Annotated in this window: 22 protein-coding genes; 12 read left to right on the top strand and 10 right to left on the bottom strand. The window is 31.1% G+C overall.

Going from position 1 to position 21,163, the window contains the following annotated elements; genetic code table 11:
* Positions 1-144 precede the first annotated feature (144 nt).
* The 3 genes from GYM72_RS03590 to GYM72_RS03580 are packed head-to-tail and all read left to right on the top strand — an operon-like array spanning position 145 to position 2,562.
* Positions 145-585: an Rrf2 family transcriptional regulator gene (locus GYM72_RS03590; RefSeq protein ID WP_220264732.1), complete on the top strand. Its 441-nt coding sequence runs from the start codon at positions 145-147 to the stop codon at positions 583-585.
* Positions 586-592: 7 nt separating this feature from the next.
* A complete protein-coding gene (gene ric / locus GYM72_RS03585) occupies positions 593-1,312 on the top strand; it encodes an iron-sulfur cluster repair di-iron protein (protein WP_220264731.1) in 720 nt (239 codons plus the stop codon).
* Between the two features lie 11 nt (positions 1,313-1,323).
* Positions 1,324-2,562, top strand: coding sequence for a hypothetical protein (locus GYM72_RS03580; RefSeq protein ID WP_220264730.1), 1,239 nt, complete (start codon positions 1,324-1,326; stop codon positions 2,560-2,562).
* Positions 2,563-2,606: 44 nt separating this feature from the next.
* Here the strand turns inward: GYM72_RS03580 and GYM72_RS03575 are convergent, their stop codons facing one another.
* From GYM72_RS03575 to GYM72_RS03560, 4 genes are all read right to left on the bottom strand, one after another.
* Positions 2,607-3,017, bottom strand: coding sequence for a secondary thiamine-phosphate synthase enzyme YjbQ (locus tag GYM72_RS03575; RefSeq protein ID WP_220264729.1), 411 nt, complete (start codon positions 3,015-3,017; stop codon positions 2,607-2,609).
* 19 nt (positions 3,018-3,036) lie between these two features.
* Positions 3,037-3,561 carry an isopentenyl-diphosphate Delta-isomerase gene (idi, locus tag GYM72_RS03570; protein WP_220234166.1) on the bottom strand — a complete coding sequence of 175 codons (525 nt, stop codon included), beginning with the start codon at positions 3,559-3,561 and terminating at the stop codon, positions 3,037-3,039.
* 16 nt (positions 3,562-3,577) lie between these two features.
* On the bottom strand, positions 3,578-4,543 hold the full coding sequence (locus GYM72_RS03565; RefSeq protein ID WP_220264728.1) for a PorP/SprF family type IX secretion system membrane protein: 966 nt from the start codon (positions 4,541-4,543) through the stop codon (positions 3,578-3,580).
* A 117-nt stretch (positions 4,544-4,660) separates the two neighbouring features.
* Positions 4,661-5,365, bottom strand: a complete 705-nt coding sequence (locus GYM72_RS03560) for an alpha/beta hydrolase (RefSeq protein WP_220264727.1) — start codon at positions 5,363-5,365, stop codon at positions 4,661-4,663.
* Between the two features lie 129 nt (positions 5,366-5,494).
* Here GYM72_RS03560 and GYM72_RS03555 point away from each other — a divergent pair, with 129 nt between their 5' ends.
* Positions 5,495-6,709 (top strand): RsmB/NOP family class I SAM-dependent RNA methyltransferase, encoded by a 1,215-nt coding sequence (locus GYM72_RS03555; protein WP_220264726.1) that lies wholly within the window; start codon positions 5,495-5,497, stop codon positions 6,707-6,709.
* Here the strand turns inward: GYM72_RS03555 and coaE are convergent.
* Positions 6,702-7,301, bottom strand: a complete 600-nt coding sequence (coaE, locus tag GYM72_RS03550) for a dephospho-CoA kinase (protein ID WP_220264725.1) — start codon at positions 7,299-7,301, stop codon at positions 6,702-6,704. The two genes, GYM72_RS03555 and coaE, sit on opposite strands and share 8 nt — an antisense overlap.
* Before the next feature lie 7 nt (positions 7,302-7,308).
* The gene (locus GYM72_RS03545; protein WP_220264724.1) at positions 7,309-7,935 is read right to left on the bottom strand and encodes a hemolysin III family protein; all 627 of its coding nucleotides are present in this window, start codon (positions 7,933-7,935) and stop codon (positions 7,309-7,311) included.
* Between the two features lie 154 nt (positions 7,936-8,089).
* On the opposite strand from GYM72_RS03545, the gene hemG reads away from it, so the two are divergent.
* From hemG to uvrB, 8 genes are all read left to right on the top strand, one after another.
* Entirely contained in the window at positions 8,090-8,629 is a 540-nt protein-coding gene (gene hemG / locus GYM72_RS03540) for a menaquinone-dependent protoporphyrinogen IX dehydrogenase (RefSeq protein ID WP_220264723.1), read from the top strand.
* A gap of 68 nt (positions 8,630-8,697) precedes the next feature.
* Positions 8,698-9,573, top strand: coding sequence for a carbon-nitrogen hydrolase (locus GYM72_RS03535; protein ID WP_220264722.1), 876 nt, complete (start codon positions 8,698-8,700; stop codon positions 9,571-9,573).
* 24 nt (positions 9,574-9,597) lie between these two features.
* On the top strand, positions 9,598-10,239 hold the full coding sequence (locus GYM72_RS03530) for a DUF4271 domain-containing protein (RefSeq protein ID WP_158254223.1): 642 nt from the start codon (positions 9,598-9,600) through the stop codon (positions 10,237-10,239).
* Between the two features lie 6 nt (positions 10,240-10,245).
* Positions 10,246-10,983, top strand: coding sequence for a uroporphyrinogen-III synthase (locus tag GYM72_RS03525; RefSeq protein WP_105297371.1), 738 nt, complete (start codon positions 10,246-10,248; stop codon positions 10,981-10,983).
* A 351-nt stretch (positions 10,984-11,334) separates the two neighbouring features.
* Entirely contained in the window at positions 11,335-12,468 is a 1,134-nt protein-coding gene (gene hemW, locus GYM72_RS03520; RefSeq protein WP_220264721.1) for a radical SAM family heme chaperone HemW, read from the top strand.
* A 28-nt stretch (positions 12,469-12,496) separates the two neighbouring features.
* Positions 12,497-13,318, top strand: a complete 822-nt coding sequence (murI, locus tag GYM72_RS03515; RefSeq protein WP_160565480.1) for a glutamate racemase — start codon at positions 12,497-12,499, stop codon at positions 13,316-13,318.
* A gap of 152 nt (positions 13,319-13,470) precedes the next feature.
* A complete protein-coding gene (locus GYM72_RS03510) occupies positions 13,471-14,091 on the top strand; it encodes a bifunctional nuclease family protein (protein ID WP_220264720.1) in 621 nt (206 codons plus the stop codon).
* Positions 14,092-14,369: 278 nt separating this feature from the next.
* Positions 14,370-16,376 (top strand): excinuclease ABC subunit UvrB, encoded by a 2,007-nt coding sequence (gene uvrB / locus GYM72_RS03505; RefSeq protein WP_220264719.1) that lies wholly within the window; start codon positions 14,370-14,372, stop codon positions 16,374-16,376.
* Positions 16,377-16,489: 113 nt separating this feature from the next.
* On the opposite strand, the gene GYM72_RS03500 is transcribed toward uvrB, so the two are convergent.
* From GYM72_RS03500 to GYM72_RS09880, 4 genes are all read right to left on the bottom strand, one after another.
* Positions 16,490-16,900 carry a hypothetical protein gene (locus GYM72_RS03500; protein ID WP_220264718.1) on the bottom strand — a complete coding sequence of 137 codons (411 nt, stop codon included), beginning with the start codon at positions 16,898-16,900 and terminating at the stop codon, positions 16,490-16,492.
* A gap of 12 nt (positions 16,901-16,912) precedes the next feature.
* Positions 16,913-17,695 (bottom strand): hypothetical protein, encoded by a 783-nt coding sequence (locus tag GYM72_RS03495; RefSeq protein ID WP_220264717.1) that lies wholly within the window; start codon positions 17,693-17,695, stop codon positions 16,913-16,915.
* A 365-nt stretch (positions 17,696-18,060) separates the two neighbouring features.
* Entirely contained in the window at positions 18,061-18,789 is a 729-nt protein-coding gene (locus GYM72_RS03490) for a hypothetical protein (RefSeq protein ID WP_220264716.1), read from the bottom strand.
* 20 nt (positions 18,790-18,809) lie between these two features.
* The gene (locus tag GYM72_RS09880; RefSeq protein WP_255571568.1) at positions 18,810-20,942 is read right to left on the bottom strand and encodes an RHS repeat domain-containing protein; all 2,133 of its coding nucleotides are present in this window, start codon (positions 20,940-20,942) and stop codon (positions 18,810-18,812) included.
* Between the last annotated feature and the right edge of the window lie 221 nt (positions 20,943-21,163).

Here is a 21,163-nt window from a genome sequence, read left to right as displayed (position 1 = left end):
AAATTTACCTTAATTTAATTTATTATTCTGTAAATCAAGTATTTTTTATCCCATATAAATATTGATAATTTTCTATATAATAAAAGATATTTTTGTCCTTTATTATTTTTTTTATACCTTTGGCACAATTTAAATATCTAGAAATTGTTTTCGAAGAGCTGTGAATATGCTATTAGAGCAACGATATTTGTTGGTGCGCAATCTTTTAAAGGAAATAAACCGGGTTTGAAAGATATTTCTGCAGAAATTAATTCTCCGGAGGCGTTTACCGCTAAAATCTTACAAACTTTAGTTAGGCATCATATAATTACTTCCCATAAAGGACCTTCGGGTGGGTTTAGTATTCCTATTAATTCTTTATCGGAAATTAAAGTATACGACATTGTATCGGCTATTGATGGAGATTCAATTTTTACGGGATGTGCATTGGGATTACCCAAATGCTCGGAGAATCACCCTTGCCCTGCTCATCTTAAATTTAAGGCTATTCGGAATCAATTACAAGATACTCTCCAATCAATCAGTATTGAAGATATGATTAGGGATGTAATTTCCGGTTTAACTTTTTTAAAAATAACAAATTAATTATAATATGGAACATAATTGGAACGCAACTATTGGAGAAATTGTAGCAGAAAATTATCAAACAGCTTCCGTTTTCTCAAAATACGGTATCGATTTTTGTTGTAAAGGAGATAGAACCATCGAACAAGCTTGTGATAAAAAATCAATTGATATCAAAGAATTAACCGATCAACTCAATGAAGCAATAGCTGTACGCGAGGAAAACATTGATTTTAAATCGTGGCCGCTGGATTTATTGGCAGATTATATTGAAAAAATTCATCATCAATATATTCGTGAAAAAAGCCCCTCTTTGTTAAAGTTTTTAAATAAAGTACAGAAAGTTCATGGTTTTAGGCATCCCGAATTAGTAGAAGTTTATCAATTATTTGAAGCTTCTGTAAACGATTTAGAAGCACATATACAAAAGGAGGAAAGAATTTTATTTCCTTTTATTCGTCAATTGAATGAAGCTAAAAATAAAAATTTACCCTTTGTAACTCCTCATTTTGGTACTGTACAAAATCCTATTGAGATGATGAAGCACGATCATGACATTGAAGGTGAACGATTTAAAAGAATTTGCGAATTAACTCAAAATTATACTCCTCCCATGGAGGCTTGCAATACGTATCGTGTATCTTTTGCTATGCTGGATGAATTTGAGCAAAATTTACACAAACATATTCATTTGGAAAATAATATTTTATTTCCTAAAGCTATACAATTGGAATCTTCTATGAACTAAGAATACAAACGATGATTAAAAAGTGGATTATTGTAAGCTTTTTAAATGTATTTGTTGCCGGAGTTCTGGGATTTTTACTCAGGATATTTCAATACTATGAGGTACGTTTTCCGTATGGTAATTTTTTACATTCTCATTCTCATATTGCTATGTTGGGAGGATTATATCAAATATTTTATGTATTAATCTATCTGTATTTTATCCCTCAAAATAAAAAAAATTTATCCTCCTATTTTTCCTTATTTTGGATTACTCAATTAACTATTTTGGGAATGTTATTGAGCTTTCCGATTCAAGGTTATGGCTTGTTTTCTATATTGTTTTCCGTTATACATATTTTATGTTCTTATTATTTCTGCTTTATAACTTTTAAGAATCTTACTCATGAGAATGATTTGAGTTCTATTTTTCTTAGATCTGCATTAACTTGTATGCTCATATCTTCTTTTGGAATTTGGGGACTGGGGATTACAATGGGAACATTAGGTAAGAACTCTGTATTGTATTCTATTTGCATACAATTTTATCTACATTTCCAAATCAACGGTTGGTTTTTATTGGGCTCTTTGGCTTTATTATTACGATTGATTTCAATAAAATCTTTAGGTGTTCCGCCTAAAATTGCCAGGTATTTTTATATTTTGATTTTAGGAGGTATACTTTTAACATTTGGCTTACCTCTTAGCTGGTATTTTCATTCGATTTATATTTATTTTGTATACTCTTTAGGGATTCTTTGTAACATTGCCGCTTTAGTATTGTATCTAAAGTATATTCATCCTTTTATTGTAAAAATTAGTAAGGCAAATGATTATATCCTATCTCTTTTATATGGTTGTTTTGTAATTTCCTTTGTTGCAAAAAACGTTCTCCAACTGTTTCTTTTAGTACCGGAAATGGCTCAATTATCTCATGAAATTAAAAATTTACGTATAGGATTTATTCATTTGGAAGTTCTTGGAATATATACAACTTTAGCTGTTGTTTTACTCTTGATACAATGTCAATGGATTAACTGCAGAAATAATCTTATACAGATCGGTACTTTCTTTTTCTTACTTTTCTTCTTTATTTCGGAAGGTTTATTATTTATACAAGGATTTTACATTTATTTAGATAAAGGTTCAATTCCTTATTATTCTTGTGTTTTGTCTTGGATCAGCTTGTTATTTCCTTTAAGTTTTGGATTATATTTGATGTATTTATATCAAGCTAATCTTTCTTTAAAAAGCAATAGCCAAATCCAGTAAAGTATTGAATAATTAAAAATAAAAAGGGGTTAAAAAAGGCAGAATTAACTTAGTATAGTAGCAACTAGTTTTCTATTTCCTCCTCTATTTCTAAATTCACATAAATATAAACCCTGCCAAGTTCCTAGATTAAGTTTTCCATTGGTTATTGGTATCGATACACTCGTTCCTGAAAGTATGGATTTAGCATGGGAAGGCATATCATCTTCCCCTTCATAAATATGGGTATAGTAAGGTTCTCCTTCTTTAACTAGATGATTAAAGATATTTTCTAAATCGAATCTGACATCGGGATCGGCATTTTCATTGATAGCTAAGCCTGCAGATGTATGCTTAATAAAAAGATGGAGTATTCCGACTGGAGGAAGGGACGGTAATTTATTGATGATTTCATCCGTGATTAAATGAAAACCTCTGGCTCGTTCTTTCAAAACAATTTCTATTTGAGATACCATCGGATTTAACGTTTAAAAATTAACCGGTGTAATGTTCAATATATTTTTCATATTTGTCGAATATAATCTTAAACCATTCAGTATAATTAGAGGGATGCAAATCAATATCTTTTTTTAAATCTGTTAAGTTTATCCACTTTATGGACTCTACTTCCAAGGGATTGATAACTATTTCTCCATCGTATTGGCCTATGAAAACATAATCATATTCATGTTCAATAAGCCCGTCTCCTACCTCTGCTTTATAAATAAAATCGAACTTTTTGTGCAATTCACAATCAAACCCTAATTCTTCTTTAAGTCTCCGATGCGCTCCATCCATATAACTTTCACCAATTCTAGGATGGCTGCAACAAGTATTGGTCCATTTCAAAGAGGAATGATATTTTATTTTTGCTCTTTGTTGAATTAAAAGTTCCTTTTTTTTATTGAAAATAAATATTGAAAATGCTCGATGCAATTCACCTTTTATATGGGCTTCTTGCTTTTCCATTTCACCTACTATCTCATCTTTCTCATTCACTAAAACTACGTATTCTGTCATCTTTTCAAAAATTCTTCTATCTGTAACGAAATCCTTGCGGATTTATAAAGTTTTCTATATTATATCCTAAACCTACCAATAATCCATCACCTCCTTTTTTGAATACGTCTGTAATTCCAAAATTATATCCAAAAGTAAAATTTAATCTGCCTAATTCTGCTTGTAAAAATGGTGTTACGGAAAGACCGCCGCTAACTTGAGAATCTTTGGCTGTCCTGTAACTAACTCCTAAAGCAAAAGCATTGAAATCATCTTTATATTTAGCTTTCAAATTTAAATCCATCATTCTTTCGGAATTTGTATTTAAGCTCATCATAAATGAGGGTTCTAAAAAAAAGGATTCCACCAATTCCCAATTATAGCCTAAATTCAAATAATACCAAGAAGGTGAAGGTTCTATGGAATTTACCACCGGTTTGTTTTTTCCTAAAGGTATGTCTAGTACAGAAACTCCTGCAAAGAAACCTTCATAGGCTACGGACATCCCTAAATTCAGGTAAGGCAAAAATACAGATTTATCACCATATAATAGAGGATCATTCGCATCTTCCGGTCTCAATTTGGAATATTCAAATGATTGAGAAAAAAAACTGAACGAAGTACCGAATGAAAACTGACTTTCCGATCTGTTCTCTTCATCCGTTAAAGGAATATGATAGGCTCCTGAAATATTAGCTCCTGTTAGTGTAATCGGACCGTTTTCATCCCTAAAAAAGTAAGCCCCTAATCCTACCCTGTCAAAAGCATTGAAATGGGTACTGATGGTTTGGGTATTCGGACTTTCATTAAAATTGCTAAATTGTTGATGATACGTAGCTTTTAATACAATATCATCAGTAGATCCTGTATACGACGGATTAATCAACACTTTATCCGACAAAAGATATTGTTGATCAAAAGGGATACTTTGTTGACCATATAATTTCACTTTAGTTAGAAAAAAAAATAGTATTAAAAATAAAAAAAGTCGAAATGATCTCATTAGCAATTATTAAATTAGAATCTAAATAAACATTTATATATTGTACAAACTTACTAAAAAAAGAAATATTTTACGTATTACTAATGTTTTAAATTTTTTTTCATCAATTTTTATTATTTATTCATTTAATATTATATTTTCTAATGCTTTATTCACTTTTTTTGGTAATTCCAATACTAAAAGATGGGATCCTTTTTCTACGATTTCAAGATGGGGTTGTTGGGTAGTAGCATAACTGGTATGTATCTTCTTAAATGGAAAAATAATATCTTTTGTTCCATGAATTTGATATATTTTTTCACATTCTTTTTCGGGTAACCAATTTATAATTTGATCAATGGACCATTTAAAATACTCTGAATTTAAATCTACCATAAATTCGTCTAACTTAATTTGATTTCTTTTTTGTTTTTTGGATGGTATTGTATTAAAATAGACGGATCTCATAAATGCATATGAAAGCATTTTCTTTCCGGTAAAAAATTTCATGGGAAACCATTTTGCGAATTTAATTTTCTTTAAGATTTTGAATAATTCAGGAATTTGGATTTTATCTTTCATACTTGCTATCAGTATGGTTTTTTCAGGTTTCATAAACTTATTCATTTCTTGAACAATGACGCCTCCAAAAGAATAGCCGACTAATATAAAAGGCTCGGATTGATCTATTTTTTCTGACATTTTTCGGGCATAAGTAGATAAACTATCATTTTTTTCAGGAAGATGCCATTCAATATATATTTTTTCAAATCCTTCAGGTAGCTTAATGAACTTGAAACATTGACATTTTGCCCCTAATCCCGGAATGAAATATACCTTCATAGTTTTATTTATTTTGTAGTTAAGTAATTACTGTTATAATACAAATGTATTTTTTATTGTGCAATGCATTAGCTTAACTATTGATACATGTTATAATTAACCTATATATTTGCAAATATTTTCATACGAATGATTCCAAAGATAAAGTTACACAGAAATTTAATAATAGGTTTACATAAAGCCTTAGAAGAAAGTTTTTTCGAGCCGAATAAATATGCAGACAAGGTGCTGGAAAGAACCCTGAAATTCAATAAAAAATGGGGCAGCAAAGACCGTGGCTTTGTTTCTGAATCATTTTATGAGATTATACGCTGGAAAAACCAATTGGAATTTTTTGCAAATAAGAAGCTATCTCCCGAATCAATAGATAATATAATCGCCACCTACTTACTTCGTAATAAAATTGAGCTTCAACCTTTTCCTGAATTCGAAAAAGTATATATAAAAAAGATTAAGGATCGTTTTAAACTTCCCTTTCCCACTCTTGCCATAAAATATTCTATTCCTGAATGGATGCAAAAAGTGTTGGAATCAGAGTTGGGCGATTCATGGAGCCAAGAAATAAAAGCTTTAAATGTTCCGGCACAAACCATCTTAAGAGCTAATACTCTTAAAATCACAGCCGAAGAACTTAAAGACGTTTTGAGTGAAGAAAATATTACTGTTGATTTTATCAGGGGATACAAAAATGCTCTTATAATGGAAGAAAAGAAAAATATTTTCAAAACGCAAGCTTTTAAAGACGGTTTATTTGAAATTCAAGATGCATCTTCTCAAAGAGTGGGAGAATTTGTTGACGTAAAACCAGGGATGAGAGTTATCGATTCATGTGCAGGGGCCGGTGGTAAAACATTACAACTTGCTGCTTTAATGGAAAACAAAGGCCAAATTATTGCCATGGATATTCATGAATGGAAGTTGCAAACGTTAAAACAAAGAGCTCGCAGAAATGGTGCTCACAATATACAAACTAAAGTTATTGAAGATTCTAAAACATTAAAAAGGCTTGAAAATAGCGCAGATAGAGTACTAATTGACGTTCCGTGTTCCGGTTTGGGTGTGTTGAGACGTAATCCGGATGCAAAATGGAAATTAAATGAAGAGTTTATTAGCCGTGTTAGAGAGGAACAAAGACAAATCTTGCAAAACCATTCCAAACTTGTTAGAAAAGACGGAATCTTAGTTTATGCAACTTGTTCCATTTTACCATCTGAGAATTCTTTACAAGTGGAAAACTTTTTAAAAGAAAACTCCAATTATCAGTTGATTGAAGAGAAAAAATTGATGCCATCCGTTTGTGATTTTGATGGGTTTTATATGGCTAAAATCGTGCGAACTAGCTAGTCTGTTTGCATTTGATTTTTAAGATATTGACGGTTTGAATGACCTGATTCTTTAAATTTTCATAATCCGAATCATTATTTATATGAAAGGTGGATAATTTTACAATTTTACTCTCAGGCCATTGATGTTGAATACGTTCTTTAACTTCAGTTTCGGATAAATGATCTCTGGATAGTATTCTTTGCATCCGTAGAGAATCGGGAGAAGTAACAGCTATCGTAAAATCGCAATCTTTGTAAGAACCACTTTCAAATAAAATGGCTGCTTCTTTGATTCCAAATAGGGCATTCTGTTTACTTTTCCATAACTGAAAGTCGTGTTGCAAAGCAGTATGAACTAAAAGATTCTGCTTTTTAAGAAGTTCTTTATCGGTAAAGATTTTTTTTGCTATATATTTTCGGTTTAATGTGTCTCCTTCATAAGCCTCTTGCCCTAAAAGTGAAATTATATTTCTTTTGAGCTCATCGTTTTCAACCATTAGTTCCTTTGCTCTTGTATCGGAATTAAACACCGGAAAACCAAAATCTTCAAATATTTTGGCTACCGTCGATTTTCCTACCCCCATTCCTCCTGTTAATCCAACTATTTTCATTAAAAATTTATATAATATAGTATACCATGGCGTAATGGGAAGCGCTTCCTCCCAAGACAAATAAATGCCATATAAAATGAGCATAAGGCATCTTATCCCTTGCATAAAATATAGTTCCCAGAGTGTACAAAACTCCTCCCAGAACTAAAAAAAGCAAAGCCTGAGAAGTCATAGAATTTGCGATATTCTTTATGTCGAATACCAAAAGCCAACCCATAATCAAATAAAGAAGTAAAGATAACTTATCAACCTTACCGGTCAAAAAAATTTTCATGATAATACCTAAAGCAGCTATGGTCCAAACGATAGTAAAAAGCGTCCATCCCGAACTTTTTTCCAATGTAATCAGGCAAATCGGTGTATACGTTCCTGCAATCAGCAAAAATATGCTCATGTGATCTAAAACGCGAGCTTTTTTCTTCCAATTTTCATTCACAAAAAAATGATAGATGGTTGAAGAGGTATATAAGATGATGAGCGAAAGACCAAACGTCCAAATGCTTAAGGTACTGTATAAACTACTATTATTATTTTTTACTAATAGAAATATTAGTCCGACAATACCCAATATAATTCCCATTCCATGCGAAATAGTATTTAAAATTTCTTGTTTATCTCTGGCTATTTGAGTCATTACCTTTAACTTTTAACAAAGTTACTAAATATATTTATCTGAAATTTAATTTTGTAATTTTTAACACTTCTTATTCATAAAAGCTTTATTCATACATACCGGCTATTACATTTATTATAAGTAATTTTGCTGTCACTAAAAACTTTATTGTCATATGTCATCAAAAGAAAAAAAAGTTTTGATTATATATTCTTCTACCGATGGTCATACCATTAAAATTTCCAAGTTCATTTCTGGTATTTTAAAAGCGAAAGTAACTATAGTATCAATTAATGATCCAATTCCCTCTCTTTCTAACTTTGATGGTGTAATTATCGGGGCTAGTATTCGGTATGGATTCCACAGAAATAAAGTAAAAAAATATATCAATACTCATTCTCAAGAACTAAGTTCGATGCCGAATGCTTTTTTCTCAATAAGTTTAATAGCAAGAAATAAAGAAAGAAGATTGGTTGAAAATAATCCATACGCTAAAAAATTTTTAAATAAAATTAAATGGAAGCCAAACCATATAGGTTTATTTGGTGGCTTATTAAATTATCCTGCCTATTCAACTTTCGACAGGCTCATGATTCAGCTTATTATGACAATGACTAAAGGTCCTACTGACTCTTCAACCGTAATTGAATACACAGATTGGAAACAGGTTAAAAATTTTGCCAACGAGTTTAATTCTCAAATTGATGCTATTTGAACACTATAATTTATAAAATATAACTTATTTTTGTAAGTGAAAAAACCTTGAAAATATATTTTTAAGTAATGGCAAAAGTAAAAATCGGATTGGTACAATCCAGCTGTTCCAATAATATTGAGAATAACATAGAGAAAGCAATTGAAGGAATTAAAAAAGCAGCTTCACAAGGTGCTCAAATAGTTTGTCTTCAAGAGTTATTTACATCCCTGTATTTTTGTGATGTTGAAAATTACGATAATTTTAAAATAGCTGAAACTATTCCCGGCCCCACTACGGACCGATTGGGAAAAGTAGCAGCTGAATTAAATGTTGTCATTGTTGCTTCACTTTTTGAGAAAAGAGCTAAAGGATTATACCATAATACTACTGCAATTATTGATGCCGATGGTCAATATTTGGGAAAATATCGCAAAATGCATATTCCTGATGATCCTGCATATTATGAAAAATTTTATTTTACTCCGGGTGATTTAGGATACAAGGTTTTTCAAACCAAATATGCTAAAATAGGAGTATTAATTTGTTGGGATCAATGGTATCCCGAAGCTTCTCGTATTACGGCTTTATTGGGTGCTGAAATTCTATTTTATCCTACAGCTATTGGTTGGGCTTCTACTCAAAATGAGGACACAAACATCGAACAATATAATGCATGGCAGACCATTCAGAGAAGTCATGCAATTGCCAACGGAGTGCATACAGTAAGTGTTAATCGTGTGGGATATGAACAAGACGGCGCGATGAAATTTTGGGGTGGATCTTTTGTTTCTAATCCGTTCGGCACTATTTTACAACAAGCTTCTCATGAAAATGAAGAGGTTATGGTCGTGGAAATTGAAACCGAACAATCTGACAGTTACCGAGTGCATTGGCCTTTTTTAAGAGATCGCCGTATTGACTCTTATTCTCCTATTACCAAACGTTTTATTGATGAAGATTAATTTATAGAGTAAATCATCTAAATTTTGGAAATAACAAAAATACCTTTAGGGGACAATCTGGTAAATTTTATTCTCTTAGGATCTTTACTATTATTGATTATTTCGAGATTTTTATTAATTCCTAAAGATGAACCCATTTTCCGTTTTAGGTCCATACCTACCGAAAATGAGAATTTTACTCTGTATGTTGCTATATGTAGTTTTGTTTATACGGTTATTTTGGCTTTAACTCTTCTTCCTTTTTTTACGGTAGTAATTCCTTTTTATAATACGGAAGCTTTAAAATTAATCTCATTATTTGTAATTTTAACCATATATCAAGTATCTTCTTATACGTTAGGAAACGGCTTTCTTTTGATATTAGGAAAAAACAAAGAATATCAGATTAATTATAATAATCGATTTATCTTTTTGTTTATCAAATTGTTTATTACAATACTACTTTGTTTTACAATATATTATACAGATATTTCGGTTCAATATGCTCCTTATCTTGTGGTAGGAACGCTATCATTTTTACTGGTTACAGAATGGATTTGGCTGATGTTCTTCATTAAAAATCAAATAAAACTTCCTGGTTATTATGAATTTTTGTACCTTTGCGCTTTCGAAATCTTACCGGCACTATATGTTTTAAAATTAGTGTTTTTAGGAGATAAATTTTAATTTATTATGAAAATAAAATCCGTTTTAATCTCTCTATCAAAGCCCGCTGGCGATAGTTCACCATATTTTGACATTGAAAAAAAGCATAAAATAAAAATTGATTTTTGTCCTTTTATCCATGTGCAAGGCGCTGATGCAAAAGATGTTAGATTACAAAAAATCGATTTTTCTAATTTTACCGCAATCATATTTACCAGCCGCAATGCGATCGATCATTTTTTTAGACTGGCCGATGAAATGCGATTTACGGTACCTGATTCCATGAAATATGTTTGTCAATCTGAGGCTATTGCTTTATATCTTCAAAGATATATTGTATACCGAAAAAGAAAAATCTATTTTGGAGAGAAAGAGGCGGAAGATATGATTCCTCTTTTGAAGAAGAACCCTAATGAAAAATATCTTTTACCAACTTCTGATGTGCTTAACCAGGATATCCCTGATGCATTAGACAAATCAGGAGTAGATTATACCCGAGCTATACTTTTTCGTACAGTAAGTAGCGATGTGGCTTCACAAATTAAAGATATTAAAGAATACGATGCTTTAGTATTTTTTAGTCCTTCCGGTATCAAATCATTATTTGATAATTATAAAGATTTTAAACAAGATTCCATAAGTATCGGTATATTTGGTCATTCCACCAAACAAGCTGCTGAAGAAGCAGGATTAACTGTTAACTTCTTTGCTCCAACCAAAGAAAGTCCATCAATGGCAAAAGCTTTGGATGATTTTTTACAATAAATTTATAAAATATATAAAGCTCAAATTTAAAATTAAATTTGAGCTTTTTTTTACTGTATTGATAAAATTTATTTTCGTTCTTACTTACATATTAACTTTGCGTTACCTATTACCCTATAAAATACTTTTAAGGCACATTTACCTTTTTAGCTTACGATATCAATAAAACTAATTCATAATATACATTTTTCAGTTTTTTTACTTTTTACAAATGAATTTAATCTACATTATACTATTTATCAGGTATTATGACATAACCATTTGCTTAAAAAGCATTTATTAATTCAAGTTAAATTAATTAAAATGATTCAACATTTCCTTGAGTTATAATATCTTTGCAATGATTTTACTATGTCAGGACTTTATATTCATATTCCTTTTTGTGTAAAAAAATGTAATTATTGTAATTTTCATTTTTCAACTCAATTCAACTATAAATCACAATTGATACAAGCTATAGGTAAAGAATTGATTTTAAGAAAAAATGAATTGATTACCCCCATTGAGACCATATATTTTGGTGGTGGAACTCCTTCAATCCTTAATTATAAAGAACTTGAATACTTATTTACTATAATTAAGGAACATTACGATATGTCTGAAACTAAGGAAATTACTTTTGAAGCAAATCCGGATGATTTATCTGTAGAATATCTTCACTTCCTCAAAAATCAAACTCCTGTAAATCGACTAAGTATAGGCATTCAATCTTTTATTGATGAGGATATCAAATTTATGAATCGAAACCACAATGCGGATGAAGCAATTCAATCTATTCGATCCGCTCAAGATATTGGTTTTAACAATATTACGATAGATTTGATTTATGGGGCACAAACTACTACCCATGAAAGATGGATGTATACTCTTGAAAAAGCTATCTCTCTAGGAATTCCTCATATTTCATCCTATGCACTTACAGTTGAACCAAAAACCGCTTTTGAAGCACAAATCAGAAAAAATAAACTTCCACCTATTGATGAGGAAAAACAAGCGATTCAATTTGAAATGCTTAGAAATAAATTAATTGAGCATAAGTATATCCAATATGAATTTTCTAATTTTGGTAAAGAAACGTTTTTTTCTCAACATAATACTTCCTATTGGAAAAATAAACCTTATTTGGGGATAGGGCCTTCCGCCCACTCTTATAATGGAAAAGATATAAGAAGCTGGAATGTCTCCCATAATATACAATACCTTAAAGCTGTCGAAAATAATATACTCAACCATGAGGAAGAGGTAATTAGTGAAAAAGATCGTTTTAACGAAAAAATCATGTTGGGACTACGTACCCTTTGGGGGATCAATATCGATGAATTGGAGAAAGAATTTTCATCTTCTTTGATGAAACACTTTTATAGAGAACTAAAGAAACTGGAAGCAACTAAAAAAGTAAGAATATCCAATCAAATAGTAACTATTCATCCGGAATCTTTATTTTTTACGGATGGAATTATTGCCCAATTTTTTTTCATTGATTAATAACTTATAAACACTTATTTTTGCATCAATGAAAGAAGAAGATCGACCTATTGGTATTTTTGACTCCGGAATGGGAGGACTTACTATTGCGAAGGAAATAAAACGATTGTTACCTCATGAAAGTCTAATTTATTACGGAGATTCAAAGCATTTGCCTTATGGTGATAAATCTAAAGAAGTTATAACTGAATATTCGATAAAAATAACTAAATTTTTACTCGAAAATAATTGTAAAGCTATTGTTATTGCTTGTAATACTGCCACTGCCAACGCTTTGAAAGAAGTAATTGCTTTGGCAAATGAAAAAAATGTGCCGGTATATGATGTTATTTCACCCGTAGCTGAAAAAGTAGCCTTCACTTTTAATCAAAATGTAGGTGTATTAGCCACTAAATCAACTATTTCTTCTCATATTTATAAAAAAAGCATTCAAAAACTAAATCCACATATAAATGTTCATGAACTAGCTGCTCCCCTGCTGGTTCCGGTAATTGAAGAAGGTTTTAATAATCATGAAATATCTTCTATAGTTCTTAAAACGTATTTAACTAATAAAAAGCTTCAAAATATAGATTCTTTAATTTTAGGGTGTACTCATTATCCTATCATTATTAATGAAGTTAAAAATTTCTATTTAAATAAAATTCAGGTTATTGATTCTCCACTGATCGTTGCCAATTACATTAAACAAGACCTTGAAAATAAAAAATTGACTTCACAATCTAAAAACCCTTTGTATGAATTTTATGTTTCCGATTTAACGCCTACTTTTTCTAAATTGGCAAAGAAATTTTTTGGAAGCTGCATACATCTTAAAATTGTTGATATTTTTAATACTATTAGAAATTAATTTATCAACAAAAAAGGATTTTATTAATTTATATAAAGAAAAGTTTCTTTATACCCCTAAAATAAACATCTATTAAAAAATTCTAAAAAAAATTCGTAAATTGCATTGTTATTTCAGTATTTACTATGTTTTCATTGAGTAATATATAATTTATGGATTTAATTCGACTACATATTAGAGGTATTTCATACAGCCAAACTCAAACCGGAGCTTATGCTCTTATTTTAGAAGAAGATTTTGGTAAAAGGAAAATTCCTGTAATTATAGGAAGCTTTGAAGCACAATCCATTGCTTTAGCATTAGAGAAAGATATTACTCCTCCTCGACCAATTACTCATGATTTATTTACTACCTTTGCAAAAAGTTTTCATATTATTGTAAAAGCTGTTTTTATATATAAATTAAAAGACGGAGTATTTTATTCCAATATTTTATTTCAAAACAGAGACACTGATGAGGAAATTGAAATAGATTCTCGCACTTCTGATGCCATTGCGTTAGCCGTGCGTTTTGAAGCTCCCGTATATGCCACTAAAGAAATTCTTGAAAAAGCAGGAGTTTATACGGAAATGAATGAAGATGAATTAGCCACTGAATCAACTTTTGAAAAGGCGTTAGATACCATTGAAAATCAATTGAATATCAATGATATTGAAGATTCATTCGCCCATTTAACCGATTCAGAGATTAATGATTTAATTTCTAAAGCTATAGAAAATGAAGATTATGAGACTGCAGCGAAATTAAGAGATGAACTCGTTAAACGAAAATAAACCATCTCGCAACTTGTTTAAAGTTATCATTATTTTATAATATTTTAACATCATTTAATTGATTATTATTTATAAATTTAAGTTTCAAACTTTAAATTTATTATCTTCCTTATTTAAGTAAATAAAACATTACTTAATTTAATGTAACATTTTTTTTGAAACCTAGGTTTCAAATGATAATTAATGCTTTAACATATTTGTTTTTATACAGTAAAAAAACCTTTTAAGTAAAAAGAGTACTATCAATATATATTTTATTACATTTATATTTTTAATATATGAAATTTCAAGTAGTTTCTCAATTTAAGCCTACAGGCGATCAGCCTCAGGCTATTGAATCACTTTCCAAAGGAATATTAAAAAATGAAAAGTATCAAACTCTTTTAGGAGTAACCGGTTCGGGTAAAACCTTCACTATTGCCAATGTGGTTGAAAAAATTCAACGTCCGACTATCATCCTGGCACATAATAAAACGTTGGCTGCCCAACTTTATATGGAATTTAAAGAATTCTTTCCAAATAATGCAGTAGAATATTTTGTTTCATATTACGATTATTATCAGCCAGAAGCATTTATGCCTACTACCAATACGTATATAGAGAAAGATTTGTCCATTAATGAAAATCTTGAAAAATTACGTTTAAGCGCTACTTCTGCCCTGCTTTCCGGCAGACGAGATGTATTGGTGGTTTCTTCTGTTTCTTGTCTATATGGTATTGGAAATCCGGTGGAATTTAAAAGTAGCATGGTTTCATTAAAAGTGGGTCAAGCTATTTCAAAAACTAAATTACTGCAATCTTTAGTGAATGCCTTATATTCACGCTCTGAAATCAATTTTGGAAGGGGAAATTTTAGAGTCAAAGGGGATGTGATCGATGTTTTTCCTGCTTATTCAGATACAGGAATACGAATTCAATTTTTCGGAAATGAGATTGAACGTATAGAAAATGTGGATTATGTTTCTAATAATGTAATTGATTCTATTGAAAGTATCAATATATATCCGGCTAATCTATTTGTGACTTCTCCGGAAACATTAAATAATGCTATACGAAACATACAAATTGATTTAGGTAAGCAGGTCGACTATTATAATGAAGTAGGTAAAAATCTGGAAGCTCACCGCTTAAAAGAACGAACTGAATTTGACCTGGAAATGATTAAAGAGTTAGGATATTGTTCGGGAATAGAAAATTATTCTCGATACCTCGATGGTCGTCTCCCCGGAACCCGACCTTTCTGTTTATTAGACTATTTTCCTGAAGATTATTTAATGGTAATTGATGAAAGTCACGTTACTTTACCTCAGGTTCATGCCATGTACGGAGGAGACCGAAGCAGAAAAGAAACGTTAGTAGAACATGGTTTCAGACTTCCTGCCGCACTAGACAACCGTCCTTTAAAATTTGAGGAATTTGAAATGATGCAGAATCAGGTCATTTATGTTAGTGCTACTCCTGCTGATTATGAATTGCAGAAAAGTGAAGGAATATATATTGAACAAATTATTCGTCCGACTGGATTACTGGATCCTGTAATTGAAGTGAGACCTTCTTTAAATCAAATTGATGATTTGATGGCTGAAATTCAAAAAAGAATTGAAGAGGATGAAAGGGTATTAGTTACTACGCTAACTAAACGTATGGCGGAGGAATTAACTAAATATCTTACAAAATTTGGGATAAGAACTCGATTTATACATTCAGATATTGATACGCTGGAACGTGTTGAAATTATGCAGGATTTACGTATTGGTAAATTCGATGTTTTAGTTGGTGTCAATTTATTACGTGAAGGATTAGATCTTCCCGAAGTTTCTTTAGTTGCTGTACTTGACGCCGATAAAGAAGGGTTTTTACGTTCGCATCGTTCTCTAACGCAAACCGCGGGTAGAGCCGCTCGTAATATTCACGGTAAGGTTATTATGTATGCGGATAAAATGACGGATAGCATGAAAAAAACTATTGATGAAACAGCCAGAAGAAGGGAAATTCAAAATCAATATAATTTTGAACATCATATTACTCCTCAACCATTAAATAAAAAAATAACTAATATTTCTATTAATAACTTGGATAATGAAGTGAAATCGTATGCACCAAGACATGAAATTAAAAAAGTGGCAGAGGATGAACCTCAATATAAATCAGAAGATTTAGAAAAAATTATTTCTAAAAAACAAAAAGAAATGGAAAAAGCTGCTAAAAATTTAGATTTCTTAACGGCTGCTCAATATAGAGACGAAATACAAGCTTTAAAGGATAAAATGAATTTATCTAATTAATCTTTACTTCATAGTAATTATATCCATTATAGCAAAAAATATTTTATCTTTTGTTAATTTGAAAAATTAATAATTTAATCAAAAAACCTCGCATAATGCGAGGTTTTTGATTTCTATTTACCTTTTGCCCATTCGGGACGTTCTTTCCAACCTTCCGGCGGAGCTTGCTTTATGCTATCCGGTACAGGAATATCCTGGTATATTTTTGAATAACTATTATCCTCCAATGAAAATTGGACCAAATAATAATGTCCTACTTTGGGATCTGCACTATCCTTATATATATTACTACTTTTATATTGTTTATTCCCAACATTATAAATATAGCTCACAGATTTATGAGTTACAATTGGCCATTCTATCCTATTTATATACCCTATCGTATAATTTCCATATTTAACGGGATTATGTTTGTAACTTATATACATATACAGCAAAATAAAAGGTATTATAATAAATAAATAATTCCATTTTGATTCCTTTTCAACTAAATAATAGCGTAAAGTTTCTATAAACTTATTCATTAGGGTTATTTTCTAATCCAATTTATTTTGAATTACATTGACTCCATAATCCGGGGCATTCATAAGTAAGGTTGCGGCTCTGCTTCCTGCTGTTTGACCAAAGCGTACGCTAGTTTGCATATATGTCCCGATTACGGTTCCTTTAAATAATTGTGAACCGCTGATTCCTGTAGCTGCAGCTCCTCCTAACACGCTTAAGGTTGCCTGGTTTATAAATCGCTTGCCTTCAAGTGTTCCATTAAATACGGACTGCATTCCATCATTTATTGTTATTGGAGTTGATGAAGAAAGTAAGGCATTTCCTACATAATTCATTCCCAGGCCCGCTAAGCCACTCTGGGTAAAGTTAACTCTTTCAATCGCATCGATAAGATCTCCACCATTGGTAGTCATGTTTGCCGCCGTTTGTACAGCTGCATCTGTGCCTACTCTACCTAAAACGGCTGTAGTTGTTGCTCCTCCGGATAAACTAAAGAATCCTGCTGCTATGCCTTCATAAGCCGCAACCGGTCCGAAAATCACGCCTAATGCTCCTAACGTCCAGTTCTTTACATCATCTGTATGCATTAAGGGTTTTCCGCCATAGGCATCCAAATATCGTTGATAGGCTTCTCTTGAGCGTCTTTCTTTTTCCTGCTGTTGCTTGGTTACTTCATCGTTGGACGGTCTTCTTTTTCCTATTACTTCTATTTCTGGTAATACTGTCTCATTCTCTGGATCTACGCCTTCTGTTTTCATTCCTGTTGGATCTGTATACTTTATTGGGTTCTGATAGGTATACTGATATATTAACATTGTTTTATCATATAAGGGATCTACACTTAAGAAGATTGACTCTCTTGGATTTAGTATCTATTGTCATTAAATTACTTTCTCTTTTAAATAGCTTTAATGACTAAATTAACTTATTTATAATTAATTTTAAAATTTATTTATCTTTTTTGTCATACAAGAATATCTTTTTTCTCAACTCCTTTTGTAATCTTGCTAAATCTTCTATTATTTTGACAATTATATCCTGAACTCATAGGGCAATATTAATGGGATACTTTAAGCACTATTGTAATTATTAGACTGCTTACCTGTAAGAATAATATTATTTAAAAATAAAAACCCACATAGTAGTGGGTTTTTGTTAGAATTTTAAAATAATTATATAATTATTCTTGCAATATTTCTTTTAAACTTTTATAAGGAGATTTAAATCTATAACTCCCATCTTCTTCAAGTTTAATAATTGGTGACAAACTTATTATATATAAATTATTAGATATATCTCTAAGAAAAATAAGACTTGATTTTCCAACAAATCCAACGTATCCAAAATCATTTTTATTAAAATCATTAAAAGAAAAGTTAATATTTGATGAATTAAATATATATTCAATTATATCTTTTGATATAATGTTTTTTGATAAGATCTTATTTTTTAAATATACATTTACTTTACTTAATTGATTAATTGGTAAAATGGATACATTATAAAAAATCGCAGAAGTTTCATTAGTACTAACTACAGTTTTGGCTATAATATCATTTCTATTAAATAAAGAATTTCTATCAAGAAAAGGAATTGATGAAAAGTATATTATATCTTGCATAGATTTATTTGTAGATAATTGACCTACTTTAGTAATAGATAAGTAATATGTACTGTCTAACAAACAAGAAATCCCTAAAAAATGATCTTTTAAATAATATTCTGCTTCATAAGTTAATCTATTTTCTGAAATATTAATTAATGAACTTATTTTGAATTTATGACTTTCTTTAATTACTTGTAATTTACTATATGAAATATAATAATAAATAATATTATAACTAAAATAAGCAATTATTAAATAAATTGTCAGCTTGAGTATTTTAGTATAAGTTCTGCGTGTAATCATTTTTATATAATAATAATTAATTATTGCATTTCCTGTCCTTGATTACTAGATCCAAAAATAGGAGTGTAGAAAGATGGTTGTAAAATAGTTGGCGGTAAGATCCTACGTATACCATAATTTATCGTTCCTATAATCAAGCTTACTGGTTTTATTCCTATGCTAAAACCATTGGAATTATTATCTTTATTTATATTCTCACTTCCACTGAGATAAATTTCACTATTCTTAATATCTGCATTTAGATTAATTCCAATATTTAAATCTAAACTACCTAAAAGGGAGACTCCAACTCCTGCTCCTAAACTTTCTTTAGTGATTTCTACATTACCTTTAACTATATTTAAATCTAATTGATAGTCTTGGGAGATTTCATACGTTCCTTGTGATATGTATCTAGTAATTTTATTATCTATATTTAATATCCCTGCATTCCCATATGTTGAAGAACTATATGTTGTAAGGTTCGCTAAAATATTTTTTGGTAATAAATCAATCTTAGATAAAACAGTTTCTGTATTTGTAATATATTTATTGTTAGAAACTCTTCGTTTTCCCGTAATAACTACTTCAGGCAGGTCAGTCGGATCGTCAGGATCAATTCCTTCTCCTTCTAAGCCTCTAGGATCTATATACTTAATCGGGTTCTGGAATGTGTAAGCATACGGCGATACATTCGGGTACTTTTTTGCCAAAGGATCTACACTTAACCATACACTCTCTCTTGGATTATAGTATCTTGCGCCATAATAATACAGTCCTGTCTCTTCATCCAACTCTTTTCCATTAAACAAGTAAGGGGTATTCCAACTGTTATTTCTCTCCTCTATAAATACTTCTCCAAACGGTACATATTCTACATGCTGTACTATTTCGCCGTCTAAGTTAGTGATATAACTTGAGCTGCCCAAATGATCCGGGTGATAATAATACTGCATTTTCTCATAGTTCACATTGCCGATTCCTATCCCTGCTCTTAAGGCTGTATTCTGAGAACAACAGAAGCCTTCGCCATTAACGTAATCGTCGTTGTCCTTTCCATTATACGGTACTTCAAAGTACGCATAGTTTCCTTTTATGTCTTGAATGCTTCTTTGGTATTTTGCTTTCCAGTTGATCGTTACTCCGGGTACGCTTGATCCTGCATACTCTATTCTTCTCGGATCTGCGCCAAAGCTTTCTATATCTCCCAACTTACTTACTATTCGTTGGTTTCCTGCGTAGTAATGTTTGGTATACTTTCCATTAGGACTTACTACTAAGAAGGGGTTGATATAGGCCGTGAATCCTTGTGTTTCGGTATTGCCGCCTGAGAATAAGGAATTGATATACACTTGCTCGCTTTCGCCGCTTGTTTTGATTACTCGTTCTCCTGAAGCATCGTACACATAGTTACTTACATACCCATTATCATCTATTGCCATTAATCGGTTTTCTTCATCCCAGCGTAATTTCCTTTCTTGCGTTTGGCTGGTTTTTCTTAAATCCTTCTTCTCTAATTCTACATTTACATAGGTTAGATTTCCGTTTAAATCATAGTGGTAATTCTTGTGCTCTTGGCGTTTTTCTTCTTCTTGACTTTCTTCTTCTCTGTAATTTATGTCTTGAACGGTTTTAATTTGATTCTTTTTCGTTGAATCGTAGGTATACGATAAGTCATAACCTGCTTTTAATCCGCCTTCAATCATTATGCCTTGTTGACTTACTTGTTGGTTTTTGCTTACGATATTATGTAAGTTATCGTAGCCCATTTGCAAGCTGTATGCGGCCGTTTTGTTATCCGCACCTGTGTAGGTCCCTTGTGCTTGTACTAAGCGGTAAAGTCCGTCATATGCATATTCATGTTGCATTTGTCCTCCCATAGTCTTTTTGTTGTCCTGAGGTAGCGGGGCTTGGTTGGATACGCTTAATACATTACTAACAGCGTCATACGTATATTTGTTACTAATGATCTGAGTTCTTACTCCTGTTGCTTGCGTTTTCGGTGATACCCAAACTTGTAAATCACTAAGTCTTCTTCTTTCCGGATCATAGGTATAAGTGGTTTCCGAGCCGTTGCAATATTTAAGATAATTTCTTTGTTCGAATTTATCATAGCCTATTTTGTTTACATAGTCATAGCTATAAGCTTTGCTTCCTTTTATTCCGGTTAACAACCCTGCCGTATTATAGATATAATCTACTTTTTCTTGATCAGGATAGATGATCTGCTCTAGTTTATTCCAGCTGTCGTACTTGGTTTGGGTTATATTATTCCTGGATGAATTTAATCTATTTCAGATTAACAAAAATCTTAGGCTTTACCCTCAAATCTCTTTGAAAATTACTCAAACCGTGCTGCTGGCGGAAATCTAGTTCCCTAGTTACACAGAACAAG

Source organism: Apibacter sp. ESL0404 (assembly GCF_019469245.1).
In the GTDB taxonomy this organism is placed as follows: domain Bacteria; phylum Bacteroidota; class Bacteroidia; order Flavobacteriales; family Weeksellaceae; genus Apibacter.
Note: the sequence above shows the minus strand (reverse complement) of the source record. Positions and strands in the feature narration are given on the sequence as shown.